This window comes from Streptomyces albireticuli, from assembly GCF_021228125.1.
GTDB classification, from domain to species: domain Bacteria; phylum Actinomycetota; class Actinomycetes; order Streptomycetales; family Streptomycetaceae; genus Streptomyces; species Streptomyces albireticuli.
In genome coordinates, this window is record NZ_JAJQQS010000002.1 from 320,136 (window position 1) to 339,784 (window position 19,649).

Here is a 19,649-nt window from a genome sequence, read left to right on the forward strand (position 1 = left end):
CTCCGGGGCACTAGATTCGAGCACATGGCGGACACCGTGCGAGAGATCGAGCGGAAGTACGAAACCGGTGACCGGAACGGCGCCGGCCCGGCCCTGCCGCCCGACCTCGGCCGGATCCCGGGCGTCGCCACCGTCACCGACCGGGGGACGGCCGAGCTCGACGCCGTCTACTACGACACCACCGACCACCGGCTGGCCGCGGCGGGCATCACCCTCCGCCGCCGCACCGGCGGCCAGGACGCCGGCTGGCACCTCAAACTCCCCGTGGCCCCCGGGGTGCGCGACGAGATCCGCGCCCCGCTGTCCCCGGACGTCCCGCGCGGCCTCACCGACCTCGTACGCTCCCGGATCCGGCGCAGCGGACTCCAGCCGCTCGTCCGCATCCGCTCCCACCGCGACGTGCGCCACCTCCTCGACGCCGACGGCACCCTCCTCGCCGAGGCCAGCGCCGACACGGTCACCGCGGACCTCCTCGCGCCCGGCGGCGGCACCACCCACTGGACCGAGTACGAGATCGAGCTCGCCCCCGACGGCGACCCCGATTTCCTCGATACCGTCGAACCCCACCTCCGCGAGGCCGGCCTGCGCCCCTCCGACGCCCCCTCCAAGCTGGCCCGCGCGCTGGCCGCGACCCGGCCGGAGCCGGGGAAGGAGCGGGCGAAGCCCGAGAAGCGGCCGAAGGCCGGGAAGCGGCCGCCGAAAGGCGGGAAGAAGCCGGCCGGGAAGAAGCGGACCCCCGAGGGCGGCGCCCCGCGCACCACCGGCGACCACGTCCTCGCCTACCTCCGCGAGCAGGTCGAGGCGGTCGTGACCCTCGACCCCGCCGTCCGCCGCGACGCCGAGGACTCCGTCCACCAGATGCGCGTCGCCACCCGCCGCCTGCGCAGCGCCTTCCGCACCTACGGCAAGGTCCTCGACCGGCGGACCACCGACCCCGTCGCCGCCGAGCTGAAGTGGCTCGCCGCCGAGCTGGGCGTCGACCGCGACCGCGAGGTCCTCGCCGCACGGCTCCGCGAACGGCTGGCCGAACTGGACGCGCCGCTCGTCCTCGGCCCCGTCCGCGCCCGGCTGCGCGTCTGGGCCGCGGGCCGCCGCAAGGGCTCCCGCAAGCGCCTCACCGCCGTCCTCGACGGCGACCGCTACCTCGCCCTCCTCGACACCCTCGACGCCCTCCTCGCCGACCCGCCCCTGCGCCCGGCCGCCGCCCGCCCGGCCGGAACCGTGCTGGCCGAGGCCGTCCTGCGCGACTACGGCCGGCTGGCCGCCCGCGTCGAGCACGCCCTCGCCACCGAGCCCGGCCCGGACCGCGACACCGTCCTCCACGACGCCCGCAAGGCCGCCAAGCGCGCCCGCTACGCCGCGGAGGCGGCGACCCCCGCCCTCGGCAAGCCCGCCAAGCGCTTCGCCTCTCGCATGAAGTCCGTCCAGACCCTGCTGGGCGACCACCAGGACAGCGTCATGGCGCGCGGCGCCCTCCGCGAGATCGCCGTGCGCGCCCACGCGGCGGGGGAGAGCACCTTCACATTCGGCCTGATGCACGGGCACGAGGAGCGGCTGTCGGCCGCGTACGAGGCGAAGCTGCCGAAGCTGTGGCGCAAGGCGTCCCGGAAGCGGTACCGGGGGGCGCTGGGGGCGTGACGGGGCGGGCGGTCGATCGTTCTGCTGGTGGCACGACTTCTCCGCTGCCGCGGAGGTGAGCCGCCGTGAGAGAGAACCGACGTTCGCTGGGCCCTTTACTCCCCGCCGCTGCGGGGTTTTGAAGATCGTCGTGCAAAGGGGTGGCCCCACCCGCGTTAGTCTTGAGGGTCACCCCTGTCAGCTCACGAAGGTTTTCGGGTATGTCTGCCGATTCGGTCTTCCCGCAGCTCGAAGCTCTGCTCCCGCATGTGCAGAAGCCGATCCAGTACGTCGGCGGAGAGCTCAACTCCACCGTCAAGCCCTGGGAATCCTGTGACGTGCGTTGGGCGCTCATGTACCCCGATGCCTACGAGGTCGGGCTGCCCAACCAGGGCGTCATGATCCTTTACGAGGTGCTCAACGAGCGCGAGGGCGTCCTCGCCGAGCGCACGTACAGCGTCTGGCCGGACCTCGAAGCGCTGATGCGCGAGCACAAGGTCCCGCAGTTCACAGTGGACGCGCACCGCCCGGTCCGCGCCTTCGACGTCTTCGGCCTGAGCTTCTCCACCGAGCTCGGCTACACCAACATGCTCACGGCCCTGGACCTCGCGGGCATCCCGCTGGAGTCCAAGGACCGCACGATCGACGACCCGATCGTCCTCGCGGGCGGCCACGCGGCGTTCAACCCCGAGCCCATCGCGGACTTCATCGACTGCGCGGTGATCGGCGACGGCGAGCAGGCCGTCCTGGAGATCACCGACATCATCCGGGCCTGGAAGGCCGAGGGCCGCCCCGGTGGCCGCGAGGAGGTGCTGCTCCGCCTGTCCAAGACGGGTGGCGTGTACGTCCCGGGCTTCTACGACGTGGAGTACCTGGAGGACGGCCGGATCGCCCGTGTCGTGCCCAACCGCTCCGGCGTGCCGTGGCGGGTGTCCAAGCACACCGTCATGGACCTCGACGAGTGGCCCTACCCCAAGCAGCCGCTCGTCCCGCTCGCCGAGACCGTCCACGAGCGGATGTCCGTCGAGATCTTCCGCGGCTGCACCCGCGGCTGCCGTTTCTGCCAGGCCGGCATGATCACGCGCCCCGTGCGGGAGCGAAGCATCACCGGCATCGGCGAGATGGTCGAGAAGGGTCTGAAGGCGACCGGTTTCGAGGAGGTCGGCCTGCTGTCGCTGTCCTCGGCCGACCACACCGAGATCGGTGACATCGCCAAGGGCCTGGCCGACCGCTACACCGAGGACAAGATCGGCCTCTCCCTGCCGTCGACCCGCGTGGACGCCTTCAACGTCGACCTCGCGAACGAGCTGACGCGCAACGGCCGCCGGTCGGGCCTCACCTTCGCCCCCGAGGGCGGCTCCGAGCGCATGCGCAAGGTCATCAACAAGATGGTCTCGGAGGAGGACCTGATCCGCACGGTCTCCACCGCGTACGGCAACGGCTGGCGCCAGGTGAAGCTGTACTTCATGTGCGGCCTGCCGACCGAGACCGACGAGGACGTCCTCCAGATCGGCGACATGGCGGTCAACGTCATCGCCGAGGGCCGCAAGGTCTCCGGCCAGAACGACATCCGCTGCACGGTCTCCATCGGTGGATTCGTCCCCAAGCCGCACACCCCCTTCCAGTGGGCGCCGCAGCTCTCCGCCGAGGAGACCGACGCCCGCCTGGAGAAGCTGCGCGACAAGATCCGCGGCGACAAGAAGTACGGCCGCTCGATCGGCTTCCGCTACCACGACGGCAAGCCCGGCATCATCGAGGGCCTGCTCTCGCGCGGTGACCGCCGCGTCGGCGCCGTGATCCGCGAGGTCTACGAGTCGGGCGGCCGCTTCGACGGCTGGCGCGAGCACTTCAGCTACGACCTGTGGATGAAGTGCGCCGAGCGCACGCTGCCCGGGCAGGGCGTCGACGTCGCCTGGTACACCACGCGCGAGCGCACCTACGAAGAGGTCCTGCCCTGGGACCACCTGGACTCCGGTCTCGACAAGGACTGGCTCTGGGAGGACTGGCAGGACGCCCTCGACGAGACCGAGGTCGAGGACTGCCGCTGGACCCCGTGCTTCGACTGCGGCGTCTGCCCGCAGATGGACACGAGCATCCAGATCGGCCCCACGGGCAAGAAGCTTCTGCCACTGTCCGTCATCAAGTGATTCCACCGCGCCGAAGCCCCGCCGCACCCCGGCGGGGCTTTCGCGCGCCCTCCGGGACCCGCCCCTCCGCCGGGCACGTACTCTAGGTAGCAGTACGACCGCACTCACGAAGGACTAGAACACTGGGTAAGCGTCAGCCCGAAGGTCCGCCTCCCGCACCCGTGGTGCAGCGCATTCGTCTGCGCTACACCAAGCGCGGCCGCCTCCGGTTCACCAGCCACCGTGATTTCCAGCGCGCCTTCGAGCGGGCCCTGCGCCGTGCCGAGGTGCCCATGGCGTACTCGGCCGGCTTCACCCCGCACCCCAAGGTGTCGTACGCCAATGCCGCACCCACCGGCACGGGCAGTGAGGCCGAGTTCCTGGAGATCCAGCTCGCCGAGGTCCGCGACCCGCAGGAGCTGCGCGAGCTGCTCGACGAGTCGCTGCCCGACGGGCTCGACATCACGGACGCGGTGGAGGCCCACACCTCCTCGTTCGCCGACCGGCTCCAGGCATCCCTCTGGGAGATGCGGCTCGACGGCGTCGAGGTCGCGGACGCCGAGCGCGCCGTCGCGGCGTTCCTCGCCGCGGAGACGGTGGAGGTGCAGCGCCGGACGAAAAACGGGTTGCGCACCTTCGACGCGCGTGCGGCCGTCGCCCGACTCGAGGCGCTCGACGGTCCGGCCGATAGGCCCGGCGTCGGTGCCTGTGCGATACTGCGGCTGGTTGTTCGGCACTTGACACCTGCCGTTCGACCCGACGACGTCCTGTCCGGTCTCCGCGCCACGGCCGACCTGGCGCCGCCGGTCCCCGCTGCGGTGACCAGGCTGGCGCAGGGGCTGCTCGATGAGGAGTCCGGCACGGTGACCGACCCGCTCGCGCCCGACCGCGACGCTTCCCCGGCCGCAACAACCACCACGGCCGCCGGACCGAGCGCCGGTGCCGCGCAGGTGCCGGAAGGTCCCGCGTAAGGACGGCCGTCGCCGCGCCGCCGCGCCGCCAGGGAGCCACCCAGGTTCGGCAGGCGCATTGACCAGGAGACTTTCGCCGGTGCCCACCATTTCGGCCCCGGCGAGCGAGACGACAGCTCCCGTGCGGCGCCCATGCCCCGGACGGCGGTATCCGCGCATCGCGCGGTGCCGCGGCCGGATCAAGGCCCGGCGCCCGGGAGCGTGACGGGAGAACCGCCCGCATGCTCGAGCCCACTGAGCCCACCGAGCCCACCAATAACCCCGACAGCGGCCCCGGCGACACACTGCCGCCGCGTCGCCGCCGCCGTGCGGCGTCCCGCCCCGCGGGCCCGCCGTCGGGTGCCGAGACCGCCGTGACGGCCCCGCAGGCCGCCCCCGCGGAGGCGCCCGCCGCCGCACCGGCCGAGCAGGCCCCGGCCGCCGAGGCGCCGGCCACCCCGGCCCGCCCCCGCCGCCGCGCGACCCGCAAGGCCACCGCCCCGGCCGGCGCTCCCCGTACGGGTGAGCAGGCCGCCGCCGAGCCGGCCCCGGCCGAGGTCGTCGCGGAGCCCGTCGCCGAGGCCCCCGAGGCCGTGGAGACGGTCGAGGCCAAGCCGGCCCGTACGCGTCGTCGTGCGGTCCGTAAGGCCACCGCCCCCGCGGGCGCCCCGCAGGCCGCCGAGACCGCCCCGCCGGTCGTGGAGGAGGCCCCGGCCGCCGCCGTGGAGCCCGCCGCCGTCGAGGCTCCCGCCGAGGCCCCGGCCGCCGCCCCCGCCCGTACGCGCCGTCGTGCCGTGCGCAAGGCCACCGCGCCCGCCGGTTCCCCGCAGACGGCCGAGACGGTCGCCCCGCCGGTGGCCGAGCCGGCCCCGGCCGAGGTCGTCGCCGAGGCCCCCGAGGCCGTGGAGACGGTCGAGGCCAAGCCTGCCCGTACGCGTCGTCGTGCGGTCCGTAAGGCCACCGCCCCCGCGGGCGCCCCGCAGGCCGCCGAGGCCGAGCCCGTCGCCGAGCAGGCCGCCGAGGCCGTCGCCGCCCCGGCGGAGGAGCAGGCCCCCGCCGCTGAGCCCCGTGGTCGCCGTACCCGCCGCCGGGCCGCCGCCGGCGATGCCGAGCAGCCCGCCGAGGCCGCCGAGGCCCCGGCCAAGGGCCGTACGCGCCGCCGTGTCGCCGCCGGTGACGCCGAGGCCGCGGCCGCCGCGCTGGAGGCCGCCAAGGAGGCGAGCCGTGCCCGTGGCCCCGTGAGCGAGGCCGAGCCCGTCAAGGCCGCCGAGGCCGAGGAGACCGCCGCCCCCGCGCGTGGCCGTCGCCGCGCCGTGCGCCCGCCGACCGCCGTCTTCCAGGCGCCGGTCTTCACCGAGCCGATGTTCCAGACGCCGGAGACCGCCGCCGCTGCCGCCGCCGCGGGCCCGGTCGAGGAGGAGCCCGAGGAGGAGGCGGCCGAGGCCGTCGTCGAGCAGCCGCAGCCCGCCGGCCGTCGTCGCCGTCGCCGCCGCGGTGAGCCCGCCGAGGCCGCCGAGCAGGCGGTGACCGCCCCCGCGGCCCCTGCCGCCCCCGCCGTCCAGCAGGACGAGGAGGGCGAGGAGGAGGCCGAGGAGACCGAGGGCGCCGCGCTGGAGGACGAGGGCGACCGCCCGTCGCGCCGCCGTCGTCGCGGTGGCCGCCGCCGTCGCCGTGGTGAGTCCGGTGACGCCGAGGGCGAGCTGTCCGAGGACGAGCAGCAGGACGGTGCCGAGCAGGAAGAGGCCGCCGAGGAGGAGCCGGAGGAGGCGCCGGACGAGGAGTCCGGCGCGGGTTCCGCCAGCAGCCGCCGTCGCCGCCGTCGCCGTCGCCGCAGTGGTGACGGTGCCGAGGCCGAGGTGGGCGGCGACGACCCGGAGCGGACCGTCGTCAAGGTCCGCGAGCCCCGCAAGCGCGAGGAGCGCGAGCCGGGCACGGGCTTCGACGAGGTGCAGTCCATCAAGGGCTCGACCCGCATGGAGGCGAAGAAGCAGCGCCGCCGTGAGGGCCGCGAGCAGGGCCGCCGCCGCGTGCCGATCATCACGGAGGCCGAGTTCCTGGCCCGCCGCGAGGCCGTCGAGCGCGTCATGGTCGTCCGCCAGAGCGGTGAGCGCACCCAGATCGGCGTGCTGGAGGACAACGTCCTCGTCGAGCACTACGTCAACAAGGAGCAGGCCACCAGCTACGTCGGCAACGTCTACCTGGGCAAGGTCCAGAACGTGCTGCCGTCGATGGAGGCCGCGTTCGTCGACATCGGCAAGGGCCGCAACGCCGTCCTGTACGCCGGTGAGGTCAACTTCGAGGCGCTCGGCATGGGCAACGGCCCGCGCCGCATCGAGTCCGCGCTGAAGTCCGGCCAGTCCGTGCTCGTGCAGGTCACCAAGGACCCGATCGGTCACAAGGGCGCCCGCCTGACCAGCCAGGTCTCGCTGCCGGGCCGCTACCTGGTCTATGTGCCCGAGGGCTCGATGACCGGCATCAGCCGGAAGCTGCCCGACACCGAGCGCGCCCGTCTGAAGCAGATCCTCAAGAAGATCGTCCCCGAGGACGCGGGCGTCATCGTCCGTACCGCCGCGGAGGGCGCCAGCGAGGACGAGCTGGCCCGTGACGTGCAGCGCCTCCAGGCGCAGTGGGAAGAGATCCAGAAGAAGGCGAAGAGCGGCAACGCCCCGACCCTGCTGTACGGCGAGCCGGACATGACCGTCCGCGTCGTCCGCGACATCTTCAACGAGGACTTCTCCAAGGTCATCGTCAGCGGTGACACCGCCTGGGAGACCATCCACGGCTATGTCTCGCACGTCGCCCCGGACCTGACCGACCGGCTGCAGAAGTGGACGTCGGACGTCGACGTCTTCGCCACGTACCGGATCGACGAGCAGCTGATGAAGGCGCTGGACCGCAAGGTCTGGCTGCCGAGCGGCGGCTCGCTGGTGATCGACCGGACCGAGGCGATGGTCGTCGTCGACGTCAACACCGGCAAGTTCACCGGCCAGGGCGGCAACCTGGAGGAGACGGTCACCAAGAACAACCTCGAGGCGGCCGAGGAGATCGTGCGTCAGCTGCGGCTGCGCGACCTCGGTGGCATCGTGGTGATCGACTTCATCGACATGGTGCTGGAGGCCAACCGCGACCTCGTGCTGCGGCGTCTGCTGGAGTGCCTGGGCCGGGACCGTACGAAGCACCAGGTCGCCGAGGTGACCTCGCTGGGTCTGGTCCAGATGACCCGTAAGCGGGTCGGCCAGGGCCTGCTGGAGTCCTTCTCCGAGTCCTGCGTGCACTGCAACGGCCGCGGCGTGATCGTCCACATGGACCAGCCGACGACCGTCGGTGGCGGCGGTGGCGGCAAGCGCGGCAAGAAGAAGGGCAAGGCCGCTCCGGCGCACGAGCACGACCACGAGCACGTGACGGAGACCGCCGAGGCCGTGGAGTCCGCGGAGGAGGCCGAGGCCCCCGAGCTGGAGCCCGTCGCGGTCGCCGAGGCCGACCTGCGGCCGTCGGTCGGCGGTGACGAGGAGTGGTTCGGCAGCCCGGCCGAGGCGGAGAACGCCGCGAAGCGCGGTGGCCGTACACGCCGCCGTGCGACCCGTAAGGCGACGGCCCCGGCCGGCGCCCCGCGGGCGGAGCGCGAGCCGGAGGCCGTCGTGGAGCCGGTCCGGGCCGAGCCGGTGGCCGAGGCCGAGCCGGTCGTCGAGCCGGAGGCCGCGCCGGCGGCCGAGGCCGTCGTCGAGGTCCCCGCCGAGGCCCCCGCCGAGGTTCCCGTGGAGACGGTGACCCCGGAGGCGCCCGTGGAGGAGCCCGCTCCGGCTGCTCCGGCCCGTACGCGCCGCCGGGCCACCCGCCGGGTGTCCGCGCCCGCGGGTTCGCCGGCGGACGCGGAGGCGGCCGTGGTGGTCGTCGAGTCCGCGGCCCGTCCGGAGGCCGAGGAGGCCCCGGCGGAGCCCACGACGGCCGAGGAGGTCACCGAGGCGGTCGTGGAGCTGGTCGAGCAGGCCGAGGCGGTCGAGGCCGCCGAGGTGGCGGAGGCCGCCGAGTCGGTCGAGGAGGCCGCGCCGGTCAAGAAGACCGCGCGCAAGACGGCCGCCAAGACCGCCAAGAAGGCCCCGGCGAAGAAGGCGGCCACCAAGACGGCCGCCGCCAAGAAGACGGCTGCCAAGAAGACCGCCACCAAGACGGCGGCGGCCAAGAAGACGACCGCGAAGAAGGCCGCCACCAAGACGGCGGCCAAGAAGGCTCCGGCCAAGCGGGCGACGAAGAAGACCGCGGAAGCGGCCGCCGCGGCCTCCTCGGAGGACTGAGCGACACCGGGGTCCGGGTCCCGTTTGGGACCCGGACCTCCGGTTTGACCCCATGGGCCGGGCCCCGTAACCTTGTCCATCGGCGTCTGTACGCCAAACCCCTGAGCAAATCCCTCCCCGCTCCGGCAGGGAGAGGCCGCTCGTCCACTCGGATGTTCACGGGCATGCCCCGTGCGTGAGCGGCTGGCATCAGAGGTCCCGATTATCAGCGAGAGAGTGAGATCCGCGTGTACGCAATCGTGCGTAGCGGTGGTCGCCAGCACAAGGTTGCTGTCGGCGACATCGTCGAGGTTGACAAGATTTCCGACGGCAAGGTGGGCGACTCTGTCGAGCTCTCCACGCTGCTCGTGGTCGACGGCGAGTCCGTCACCAGCGACCCGTGGGTGCTGGCCGGGATCAAGGTCCAGGCCGAGATCGTGGACCACCACAAGGGTGCCAAGATCGACATCCTGAAGTACAAGAACAAGACCGGCTACCGCAAGCGCATTGGTCACCGCCAGCAGTACACGGCGATCAAGGTCACCGGCATCCCCACGGCTGCGAAGTAAGGGACTGAGACATGGCACACAAGAAGGGCGCATCGTCCACTCGGAACGGTCGCGATTCCAACGCTCAGCGGCTCGGCGTCAAGCGCTTCGGCGGCCAGGCCGTCAACGCCGGTGAGATCCTGGTCCGCCAGCGCGGCACCCACTTCCACCCGGGCGCGGGCGTCGGTCGCGGTGGCGACGACACCCTGTTCGCCCTGCAGGCCGGTGCGGTCGAGTTCGGCACGCACCGTGGCCGCAAGGTCGTGAACATCGTCCCGATCGCTGAGTAATCAGCTTTTCGGTACGACATAAGCACCTTTCCGAGGGCGGGCCGCTTTTCCTGACGGGGAAGCCGGTCCGCCCTCGGCGTGTTAGTACAGAGACATTCCCGTAAGTATCTGGAGGCAACCGCAATGACCACCTTCGTGGACCGCGTCGAGCTGCACGTCGCCGCGGGTAACGGAGGCCATGGCTGCGCCTCCGTTCACCGTGAGAAGTTCAAGCCCCTCGGCGGCCCCGACGGCGGCAACGGCGGCCGTGGCGGCGATGTGACCCTGGTCGTCGACCAGTCGGTCACCACGCTCCTCGAGTACCACCACAACCCGCACCGCAAGGCCACCAACGGCGCGCCGGGCGCGGGCGACAACCGCTCCGGCAAGGACGGCCAGGACCTCGTCCTGCCCGTGCCGGACGGCACCGTGGTCCTCGACAAGCAGGGCAACGTCCTCGCCGACCTGGTGGGCGAGGGCACGACCTTCGTCGCCGGCCAGGGCGGCCGCGGCGGTCTCGGCAACGCCGCGCTCTCCTCGGCCCGCCGCAAGGCCCCCGGCTTCGCGCTGCTCGGCGAGCCGGGCGAGTCCCGCGACATCGTCATGGAGCTCAAGACCGTCGCCGACGTGGCGCTGGTCGGCTACCCGAGCGCGGGCAAGTCCTCGCTGATCTCGGTGCTCTCCGCCGCCAAGCCGAAGATCGCGGACTACCCCTTCACAACGCTGGTCCCGAACCTGGGCGTCGTCACGGCCGGCTCGACGGTCTACACCATCGCGGACGTCCCGGGCCTGATCCCGGGCGCGAGCCAGGGCAAGGGCCTCGGCCTGGAGTTCCTGCGGCACGTCGAGCGCTGCTCGGTGCTGGTGCACGTGCTGGACACGGCGACCCTGGAGTCCGACCGCGACCCGGTCTCCGACCTGGACGTCATCGAGGCCGAGCTGACGCAGTACGGCGGCCTCGACGACCGTCCGCGCATCGTCGTCCTCAACAAGATCGACATCCCGGACGGCCAGGACCTCGCCGACATGATCCGCCCGGATCTGGAGGCGCGCGGCTACCAGGTCTTCGAGGTGTCCGCCGTGGCCCGTACGGGCCTGAAGGAGCTCTCCTTCGCGCTGGCCGGCATCATCGCCCAGGCGCGCGCGGCCAAGCCGAAGGAGGAGGCGACCCGCATCGTCATCCGCCCGAAGGCCGTGGACGACGCGGGCTTCACGGTCACGCTGGAGGACGACGGCATCTACCGGGTGCGCGGCGAGAAGCCGGAGCGCTGGGTGCGCCAGACCGACTTCAACAACGACGAGGCCGTGGGTTACCTGGCCGACCGTCTCAACCGCCTCGGTGTCGAGGACGAGCTGATGAAGGCCGGTGCCCGCGCGGGCGACGGCGTGGCCATCGGCGCCGAGGACAACGCGGTCGTCTTCGACTGGGAGCCCACCATGATGGCGGGCGCCGAGATGCTCGGCCGCCGTGGCGAGGACCACCGTCTGGAGGCCCCGCGCCCGGCCGCGACGCGCCGTCGCGAGCGCGAGGCGGAGCGGGACGAGGCCCAGCGCGAGTTCGACGACTTCAAGCCGTTCTGAGGCGCGTGAGGGGCTGACCCTCACCCCGGCCCTCCGGCCCCCGGGTGCTCCGCGCCCGGGGGCTTCGTCGTGCCCGCGCGGGGCGCGGTCCGAGAGCTGGTATCGGGGGCCCGGGGCCCGAGGGCGCGTACGGGGAGCCCCCGGACCTGAGGCGCGTTCGGGGAAGGCCCTGTGGGCCCGAGGCGCGTTCGGGGAAGGCCCCTGGGATCCGGGGGCGGGTAACGGGGCGGCCCGGGTCCGCGGGCGCGTGCGCGCCTACGGGGAGGGCCCGCGGCCCCGGGCGCGTACCGGGAAGGCCCCCGGAACCCGCGGCGGATACGGGGAAGGCCCCGGGAGGATCTCCTCCCGGGGCCTTCCCCGTACGTGCGGTGCGGGCGGCTCAGACTGCCGCCGTCTCGTCCGCCTCGCGCTGCGTCGGGATCTCCGAGGCCCGCGCCTCCATCCGCTCGCGCCGCTCGTCGGCCTCCGCGGCCAGCGCCAGCGCGGCCTGGTTGAAGCGGACCAGCGACGGCGGGTCGGACGGGCCGAGCAGCTGGACCTTGAGCTCCGCGCGGGCCGCCGCGAGGGCGTCCCGGCCGGGCTCGCGGACGGCAGCGAGGAGCGCCGGTACGCCCTCCGCCTCGGGGGTGAGGATCGTGGCGGCGCTGACGGTCGGGAAGACCGCCCGGAACTCCTCCTCGGCCATGCCGCTGGTGTTGGCCACCGCGTACGGCTTCTCGCTGATCAGGTAGTCCGAGACGACGCTGGAGACGTCGCTGATCAGCAGGTCGGACTGGTTGAAGCAGGTGAAGAGGGCCGGGCGGGCCGAGGTGATGATCTGGTGCTCCCAGACCGGCAGCGAGGCCCAGTAGGCGGCCTCCCAGGCCGCCGTGGCGGACTCGACGCGCGCCGAGCGGCCCTTCTCCGGGGTGCCCTGGAGCAGCATCCGCTCGATCTCGTCGGCGCTGCGCCGGAAGGAGCTGGTGGTGAGCTGCTCCAGCTCGGCGGTGCGGCGCACCAGCTCGGCGGCGGCCTCCGGGCCGGGGCGGGCGCCGTCACGGCGGGTGTTGGCCTCGCGGATCATGGCCTGGATGCGCTCGTTGGCGCGGCCCGCGCGGGGGTCGACGGAGCCGGTCATCGGGTGCGGCTTGTAGAGCAGCCGGACCCCGGGGTCGGCGAGCAGCGCGCGGACGATGTTCTCGCCGGCGAGCATGACCGAGGTGTTGCCGGGGTTGCCGTCCCAGCCCTCCCACGTCGGCGCGTAGAGGACCGTCGTGTACTGACCGGTGGGGACGCCCGTGTACGGCTGGATGGGCGCGAGCTGCGGGCGGCCCACCTCGACGACGTCGCGGTCGTCGACGCCGATGTCGGCCAGCTGGTAGCGCTCGCGGGCGGCGGGGCCGGCTACCCAGATCTCGTCGTACGCCTTGGAGTACGGGTTGCAGCTGGAGAGCTTGTCGCTCTCGCCGTGGTTGGTGAAGGCGTGCTTGATCGACGGCATGCGCAGGACCTGCGAGGTCTTACCGGAGTTCGCCGGGTGCAGCATCATCTTCAGCGAGGACTTCTCCAGCGCCATCAGGTGCACGACCTTGGGGATGCAGACGATCGGCACGTCGGTGGCGTCGATCTTCTGCACCATGAACCGCTCACGCAGCACGATGACGGGGTTGCCGTCGAGCGCGGCGAGGGTGGAGAGCCACATGTTGGCCTGGTAGGCCGAGCTCGTGCCGCCGGAGAAGTACATGCCGACGGTCGGGCGGTAGTCGGCCAGCCAGCGGTCCAGCCACTCCAGGGCCTGCTGGTCGTTGGCGATGCGCTTCTTGGGGCGGAGCCAGCTCGCCAGGTAGGCGGTGCCGCCGAGGCCGAGCAGGACCGCGAGGCCCATGCCGATCTCGGCCCACAGGACCCGCTCGGTGCCCGCGGTGATCAGGAGGCCCACGGTGGCCGGGACGGCGAAGCGCAGCAGCCGGCGGCCGTGCTGGCGGCCGAGCAGGCGCGGCGGCGCGGCGGACAGGCGCAGGCCGGTGGTGTCGATGTTGCGGGTGAGGAAGGGGAGCGTGCGGCTGCGGCGGACCATGATCGCGGTGGCCTGGCAGGCCAGGTGCGAGCCGTAGAAGAGGACCAGTCCGACGAACACCGGTGCGTAGTCGCGCAGCGAGCCGTCGCCGTGCAGGCGCAGCAGCCCGACCAGGAGCAGCATGTCGCGCAGCAGCTGCCGCACCATGACATCGAAGCGGATCTTGCCGAGCACGGCGACCAGACCGGGGTCCCGGTGCTGGAGGTAGAGATCGAGCGCGAGGCCCGCCGCCGAGGCGGTGATCAAGAGCGGCACGTTGGGCAGCAGGGCTCCCACGAGCTGGGTGGCGAAGAACACCAGCATCGCGAGCAGCGCCGCGAGCTGTACGGCTCGGCGGGAGGCTGTTCCGGCAGAAGGCACTGGGCGGGCTCCTGGCAGGAGAACGGGGGGATAGGGCGGGTCGTGCTGGGGTGGGGGACCGCGGCCGGGCGGCGATCGGACGGCGCCGGACAGTGGTCAGCTACCGACCGTATGACGACGGCTGGTCCGGGAGCAATCTTCCGCGACGGTAATCATCGCAAAATAGGGCCGAACGACCACAATCGTCCGCGCGGTAGATTTGCGGGCCGGAGCAGACAGACGACCGGCGATCACTTGAGGTGTGCGTACGTGACTGGGGCAGGGGCGGATTCAGGGGCGGCGGCGACGGCGCGGGCGGAGGTGACGGGCGCCCGCAGGATCGTGGTCAAGGTGGGATCCTCCTCACTCACCACCGCGGGCGGGGGGCTGGACGCCGACCGCGTTGACGCGCTCGTCGACACGCTGGCCAAGGCCGGCGGGGGCGCGCCGGGCGAGCCGGGCGCGAGGGAGATCGTGCTGGTCTCCTCCGGGGCCATCGCCGCGGGCCTGGCGCCGCTGGGCCTGGAGCGCCGGCCGCGCGACCTGGCCCGCCAGCAGGCCGCCGCCAGCGTGGGCCAGGGGCTGCTGGTCGCCCGCTACACCGCGTCCTTCGCGCGCTACGGCCGCCGTGTCGGCCAGGTGCTGCTGACCACGGACGACACCAGCCGCCGCGCGCACTACCGCAACGCGTTCCGGACCCTGGAGCAGCTGCTGGCGATGGGCGCGGTGCCGATCGTCAACGAGAACGACACGGTCGCCACGGACGAGATCCGGTTCGGTGACAACGACCGGCTGGCGGCGCTGGTCGCCCATCTGGTCCGGGCCGACCTGCTGGTCCTGCTGTCGGACGTCGACGGTCTGTACGACGGCGACCCCAGCACCCCGGGCACCTCGCGGATCGCCGAGGTCGCGGGCCCGGCGGACCTGGCGGGCGTCTCCATCGGCAGCGCCGGCAAGGCGGGCGTGGGCACCGGCGGCATGGTCACCAAGGTCGAGGCGGCCCGGATCGCGGCCGCGGCCGGCATCCCCGTCGTCCTCACCTCCGCCAGCCAGGCCGCCGACGCCCTCGCGGGCCGGCCGACCGGCACGCTCTTCCACCGCACCGGCCGCCGCTCGGCCGACCGGCTGCTGTGGCTCGCGCACGCTTCCACCCCGCGTGGCGCCCTGACGCTGGACGAGGGTGCCGTGCGGGCCGTGATCGAGGGCAGCGCCTCGCTGCTGCCGGCGGGCATCGCCTCGGTCGAGGGGGAGTTCTCCGCGGGTGACCCCGTCGAGCTGCGGGACCAGGCCGGGCGGGCGGTGGCGCGCGGGCTCGTCGCCTTCGACGCGGGGGAGATCCCGCAGCTGCTGGGCCGCTCCACCCGTGATCTCGCCCGGGACCTGGGCCCCGGCTACGAGCGCGAGGTCGTGCACCGGGACGACCTGGTCGTGCTGCACCGCTGACGGGCGTCAGCCGCGGGCGAGAGTGAAGTAAGTCCAGCCTTTCCATGGGGACCTTCCGGAAAACCGCCACGCGGCCGCCCGGAGGCTGGTCAACTTTGATGCGGGGGGCCGTCACGGGCAGGCGGCCCCGAGCACCGAGCAACAGGAGGCCGCCGGTGAGACGAGCGCGCCCAGGGGCGCTGCCCCGAGGTGGGGGCACTCCCGCGCACGCCCGCAGGGCCGTGGGGGAGGAGCGCACACTGACCAGCGTGGGAGCGGGCCTGGACCGAGGGGAGAGCGCGGAGAGCGGGGAGCCGGAGGGCACCGCGGCCACGGCCGTGGAGGCTCCCGGCGAGGTGTCCCGGCTGTGGCACATCACCCTGAGCGTCTCGGGCGCCGAGGCCCCGCTCGCGGAGGTCCGCCGGGGCCTCGAACAGCTGGCCAACGACCACCCCTTTCTGCTGACGAGCCGCTACGCCGACGACCACGCCGAGATCCGGTACTGGGAGGAGGCGCGCGATCTGCACGACGCGGCGGCGGTGGCCCTGCGGCTGTGGGGCGAGCACCGCTCCACGGCCAGGCTCCCACCGTGGGAGATCGTCGGCCTGGAGGTCATCGACCGGGAGACGTACCACCAGCGCGTCGCCGAGGGGTACGGGCCGCTGCCGGCCACTCCGGTGGGGGTGCACCCGTTCTGAGCGGCGGTGCTCCCGCCGGTCCGCCATGAGCCGCCGCGGTGGCGGCGTGCCCGTGCCCTGAGCGGTCCGGTGCTGCCGGACGGCCGGGGGAAGCCGGCCGGGCGCGGCGGAGCGGGCCGGGGCCGGTGGGACCTCTTCCGGGCTCCTCCGGGACTTCCGGGCTCCTCCGGGACCGCTTCCTTCCGGGGTTTCTTCCTGGCGGCCCGCCCGGCGCCCGGCGGCACCACGCCGACTGTCGCCGCAGAGGTCGCCGAGGCCCCCGATCGGGCTCCTCTCCGGGGCACGCGGCGGACGCCGCGCCGGGGGCCGGTCCCGCGCCCGCGGACGTCTCGCCGAGGGGCGGTCCCCGCGTCCACAGTCCGGAACGCGTGGTCGCCCCGGGCCCCGCCCGACTACGCTGCGGGCCATGAGCAGCGTTTTCCCCTCCCCCCTCGCCGATCCGATGCCGCAGTCCCCGGTGCTGCGCGCGGCCTACCGGGCCCGCGCCGCGGCCGCCGAGCTGGCGCCACTGCCGCGCTCGGTGAAGGACGAGGCGCTGCTGGCGATCGCCGACGCCCTGGAGGTCCGGACCAAGGAGATCGTCGAGGCCAACGCCGAGGACGTCGAGCGCGCCCGGGCCGCCGGCACCAGCGAGACCGTCATCGACCGGCTGACCCTCACCCCCGAGCGGGTGCGGGCCATCGCCAAGGACGTCCGCGACGTCGTCGCCCTCCCCGACCCGGTCGGCGAGGTCGTCCGCGGCTCGACCCTCCCCAACGGCATCGACCTGCGCCAGGTCCGGGTGCCGCTCGGCGTGGTCGGGATCATCTACGAGGCCCGGCCCAATGTGACCGTGGACGCCGCCGCCCTGTGCCTGAAGGCCGGCAACGCCGTGCTGCTGCGCGGCTCGTCCTCCGCGTACGCCTCCAACACCGCCCTGGTGCGGGTCCTGCGCGACGCCGTCGGCGGCGCCGGGCTGCCCGCGGACGCGGTGCAGCTGGTCCCGGGCGAGAGCCGGGACTCCGTGCGGGAGCTGATGCGCGCCCGCGGCATGGTCGACGTGCTGATCCCGCGCGGCGGCGCCTCGCTGATCCGCACGGTCGTCGAGGAGTCCACCGTCCCCGTGATCGAGACGGGCACGGGCAACTGCCACGTCTACGTCGACGCCGAGGCCGACCTCGACATGGCCGTCGACATCCTGATCAACTCCAAGGCCCAGCGGCCCAGCGTCTGCAACGCCGCCGAGACCCTCCTCGTGCACCAGGACATCGCCCTGGACTTCCTGCCCCGCGCGCTGGCGGCACTGGCCGAGGCCGGCGTCACCGTGCACGGCGACGAGCGGGTCCTCGCGCTGGCCGAGGGCGGCCCGGCCACCGTGGTGCCCGCGACCGCCGAGGACTGGGAGACCGAGTACCTCTCGTACGACATCGCCGCCGCCGTCGTGGACTCCCTGGACGCCGCGGTGCGGCACATCCGGCTGTGGACCTCCGGCCACACGGAGGCCATCGTCACGACCTCGCAGGCCGCCGCCCGCCGCTTCACCCAGCTGGTGGATTCCACGACGGTCGCGGTCAACGCGTCGACGCGGTTCACGGACGGCAGCCAGTTCGGCTTCGGCGCGGAGATCGGCATCTCCACCCAGAAGCTGCACGCGCGCGGCCCGATGGGCCTGCCGGAGCTCACCTCGACCAAGTACATCGTCACGGGCGACGGCCACGTGCGCGGAGGCGGGCCCGCCGCGGGCTGAATTCCCGTACCGGACGCACGGATTGACCACTTCGGGGCTACGCTGGACGGGTGCCGGACGACGTGGGGGGCCAGCCGTTCCCGGACGGCGAGGAGCCCGACAGCAACCGCAGCGGGGACGACGCGTTCGCCTCCGTGGTCTTCGACGAGGAGTTCGTGCGGTCCGCCGCGGTCCACGAACCCTCAGCGGTCGAGCGGATGCTCGCCGCCGCCCAGGCCCGCGCGGAGGCGGAGTCCTCCCGGGCCCGGGCGGGCGGCGGCACCGCCGACGACGACTTCGACCTCGACGACTTCCCCGAGGACGCCGCCGGCCCGGCGGCCGGCCGCCCCGCCACCCGCGCGGACGGCTGGTACGCCCTGGCCCATGACCTCGATCCCGACGACGCCTACGGTCCGTACGGCCGCTACGGCTCCGCCCGCCGCCCGTACCGCGGCCATCCCCGCTGGCACCGCCCGGTGGCGTGGGTGCTCGCCGTGCTGATGGGCATCGGCGTGGTGGCCCTCGCCTTCGCCGCCGTGTACCGCAGCGCCTCCTCCGGCGGGCGGCCCGGCTCCGATCCGCCGCCCGCGACGACCGGGGTGGACGCCCCGGCGGCCGAGCGGCCCGGACCCCTGCCCTCCGTCTCGGCCGATTCCGAGCCCCCGGTGGCCTCCGCGGCGCCCCGCGGCTAGCCCCCGGCGACCGGCGGTGACATGCGTGCATCGACCAGTCGGATTTTTCCTCACAACTTGTCGTGTACCAGCGCGTTTACCGAAGGCCCGGCAGACCTACTCTTGAGGTATGGACGGGCCTGGAGACCCTCCTGAAGGGACGCCCGAAGGCGCCCCTGGAGGCGGGGAGGACGAGTACCGATCCGTCGTCTTCGACGAATCGTTTGTCCGGGCTGCCCGCCTCCAGGAGTACTCCGCGCGCGAGCGCATGGGCGACCACGCCCTCGCTGTCCGTAACCGCCATGTGTGGACGCGCGTCAGCACCTCGCGCCAGGTCGTCGTCCTGGTGATCCTGATCGCCCTCGCCTTCGGCACGGCCGTCTATATGGGCCTGCGCCACCCCTACAAGGACCCGGCCGCCCCCGTCGCCGAGCCGATGCGCTCCACCCTGATCCCGCTGGCACCCCGCGACCCCGTGCCCGGCGGCCCGGCCGCGGAGCTCTTCGACCACAGCCCGGCCGCCCAGTTCCGGCTGGGGCACGAGGGCATCACCCTGCCGGCCGCGCGCAGCACCCAGCACTTCTCCGAGAGCCAGGTCATGGCCGCGCTCGCCGCCGCCAAGGAGTACACCGTGAAGTCCGCCCTGGACCCGGCCGTGCTCACCGGCGGCACCCAGCGCGGCGTGCGGCTGCTGCTCGATCCCCAGCAGCTCGACCAGTTCGACCGCAGCTTCGACCACCCCGCCGACGACGGGCGGCACGCGGCCACCGCCTGGCTGATCCGCTTCGACCCGGCACAGGTCGCCCTGGTCGACACCCCCGTACGGACGCGGGGCGTCTTCACCGTCACCGAGACGGGCTCCTCCACCCTGGAGGTCACCTCCGACCACACCTTCGTCTACGCCCTGCGCCCCGCGAAGGCGGGCAGCGAGCACAAGGCGGCCACGGACGAGGCGTCGCTGTTCACGGTGCGCCGGGCGATGAAGTTCCGCTTCGACCGCGAGGGCCTCCAGGACCACCACCTGACCGTGGTCCAGAGCCAGCTCCAGGCGGGCCCGGAGTCCTGCGCCGCGGACGACGAGGTCTATCTGCGCCCCCTCCTGGCGGGCCAGCGCCCCACGGGCGACGGCCCGGCGGGCACGGACCCGTACGCGACGGACCAGGTGACGGCGGCGCTGTGCGGCACGCTGGCGGGCGAGGCGCAGCCGACGCCACGGCGGTGATTCCCGGTCCTCGCTCTCCCCGGGCTACCCCTTGGAGGTGCCCCTGGGGGCGGAAATCCAGCCCGTCCGGCGCTTGAGGACACCGTGCGAAGCGCGAAGCCCCCCGGTTGCGGGAAGGGGCGGGGCTGGGGAAAGGCCGCCCGCAGGGCCCTCAGCGCGCACCCGGCCCCCGCA

Annotated in this window: 13 protein-coding genes; 12 read left to right on the plus strand and 1 reads right to left on the minus strand. The window is 73.5% G+C overall.

Going from position 1 to position 19,649, the window contains the following annotated elements; translation table 11 throughout:
• Positions 1-24: 24 nt before the first annotated feature.
• From LUZ64_RS01590 to obgE, 7 genes are all read left to right on the plus strand, one after another.
• On the plus strand, positions 25-1,638 hold the full coding sequence (locus LUZ64_RS01590) for a CYTH and CHAD domain-containing protein (RefSeq protein WP_095581005.1): 1,614 nt from the start codon (positions 25-27) through the stop codon (positions 1,636-1,638).
• A 200-nt stretch (positions 1,639-1,838) separates the two neighbouring features.
• Positions 1,839-3,764 (plus strand): TIGR03960 family B12-binding radical SAM protein, encoded by a 1,926-nt coding sequence (locus LUZ64_RS01595; RefSeq protein ID WP_095581004.1) that lies wholly within the window; start codon positions 1,839-1,841, stop codon positions 3,762-3,764.
• Positions 3,765-3,928: 164 nt separating this feature from the next.
• A complete protein-coding gene (locus LUZ64_RS01600; protein WP_095581015.1) occupies positions 3,929-4,714 on the plus strand; it encodes a TIGR03936 family radical SAM-associated protein in 786 nt (261 codons plus the stop codon).
• A gap of 221 nt (positions 4,715-4,935) precedes the next feature.
• Positions 4,936-8,985: an Rne/Rng family ribonuclease gene (locus LUZ64_RS01605; protein ID WP_232390135.1), complete on the plus strand. Its 4,050-nt coding sequence runs from the start codon at positions 4,936-4,938 to the stop codon at positions 8,983-8,985.
• Positions 8,986-9,212: 227 nt separating this feature from the next.
• A complete protein-coding gene (gene rplU, locus LUZ64_RS01610) occupies positions 9,213-9,533 on the plus strand; it encodes a 50S ribosomal protein L21 (RefSeq protein WP_087928145.1) in 321 nt (106 codons plus the stop codon).
• Positions 9,534-9,544: 11 nt separating this feature from the next.
• Positions 9,545-9,802: a 50S ribosomal protein L27 gene (gene rpmA / locus LUZ64_RS01615; RefSeq protein ID WP_087928146.1), complete on the plus strand. Its 258-nt coding sequence runs from the start codon at positions 9,545-9,547 to the stop codon at positions 9,800-9,802.
• A gap of 123 nt (positions 9,803-9,925) precedes the next feature.
• Positions 9,926-11,362, plus strand: coding sequence for a GTPase ObgE (obgE, locus tag LUZ64_RS01620; RefSeq protein WP_095583698.1), 1,437 nt, complete (start codon positions 9,926-9,928; stop codon positions 11,360-11,362).
• 379 nt (positions 11,363-11,741) lie between these two features.
• Here the strand turns inward: obgE and LUZ64_RS01625 are convergent, their stop codons facing one another.
• Positions 11,742-13,778: a CDP-glycerol glycerophosphotransferase family protein gene (locus tag LUZ64_RS01625; RefSeq protein ID WP_095583699.1), complete on the minus strand. Its 2,037-nt coding sequence runs from the start codon at positions 13,776-13,778 to the stop codon at positions 11,742-11,744.
• Positions 13,779-14,078: 300 nt separating this feature from the next.
• On the opposite strand from LUZ64_RS01625, the gene proB reads away from it, so the two are divergent.
• The 5 genes from proB (at position 14,079) to LUZ64_RS01650 (ending at position 19,475) form a co-directional block, all read left to right on the plus strand.
• Entirely contained in the window at positions 14,079-15,200 is a 1,122-nt protein-coding gene (gene proB, locus LUZ64_RS01630; RefSeq protein WP_095583700.1) for a glutamate 5-kinase, read from the plus strand.
• Positions 15,201-15,355: 155 nt separating this feature from the next.
• Positions 15,356-15,877 (plus strand): DUF8830 family protein, encoded by a 522-nt coding sequence (locus tag LUZ64_RS01635; protein ID WP_211305129.1) that lies wholly within the window; start codon positions 15,356-15,358, stop codon positions 15,875-15,877.
• A 406-nt stretch (positions 15,878-16,283) separates the two neighbouring features.
• On the plus strand, positions 16,284-17,603 hold the full coding sequence (locus LUZ64_RS01640; RefSeq protein WP_095583701.1) for a glutamate-5-semialdehyde dehydrogenase: 1,320 nt from the start codon (positions 16,284-16,286) through the stop codon (positions 17,601-17,603).
• A 50-nt stretch (positions 17,604-17,653) separates the two neighbouring features.
• The gene (locus LUZ64_RS01645; protein WP_095583702.1) at positions 17,654-18,274 is read left to right on the plus strand and encodes an SCO2584 family spore wall biosynthesis protein; all 621 of its coding nucleotides are present in this window, start codon (positions 17,654-17,656) and stop codon (positions 18,272-18,274) included.
• A gap of 109 nt (positions 18,275-18,383) precedes the next feature.
• Positions 18,384-19,475, plus strand: coding sequence for an SCO2583 family membrane protein (locus LUZ64_RS01650; protein WP_095583703.1), 1,092 nt, complete (start codon positions 18,384-18,386; stop codon positions 19,473-19,475).
• Positions 19,476-19,649 lie beyond the last annotated feature (174 nt).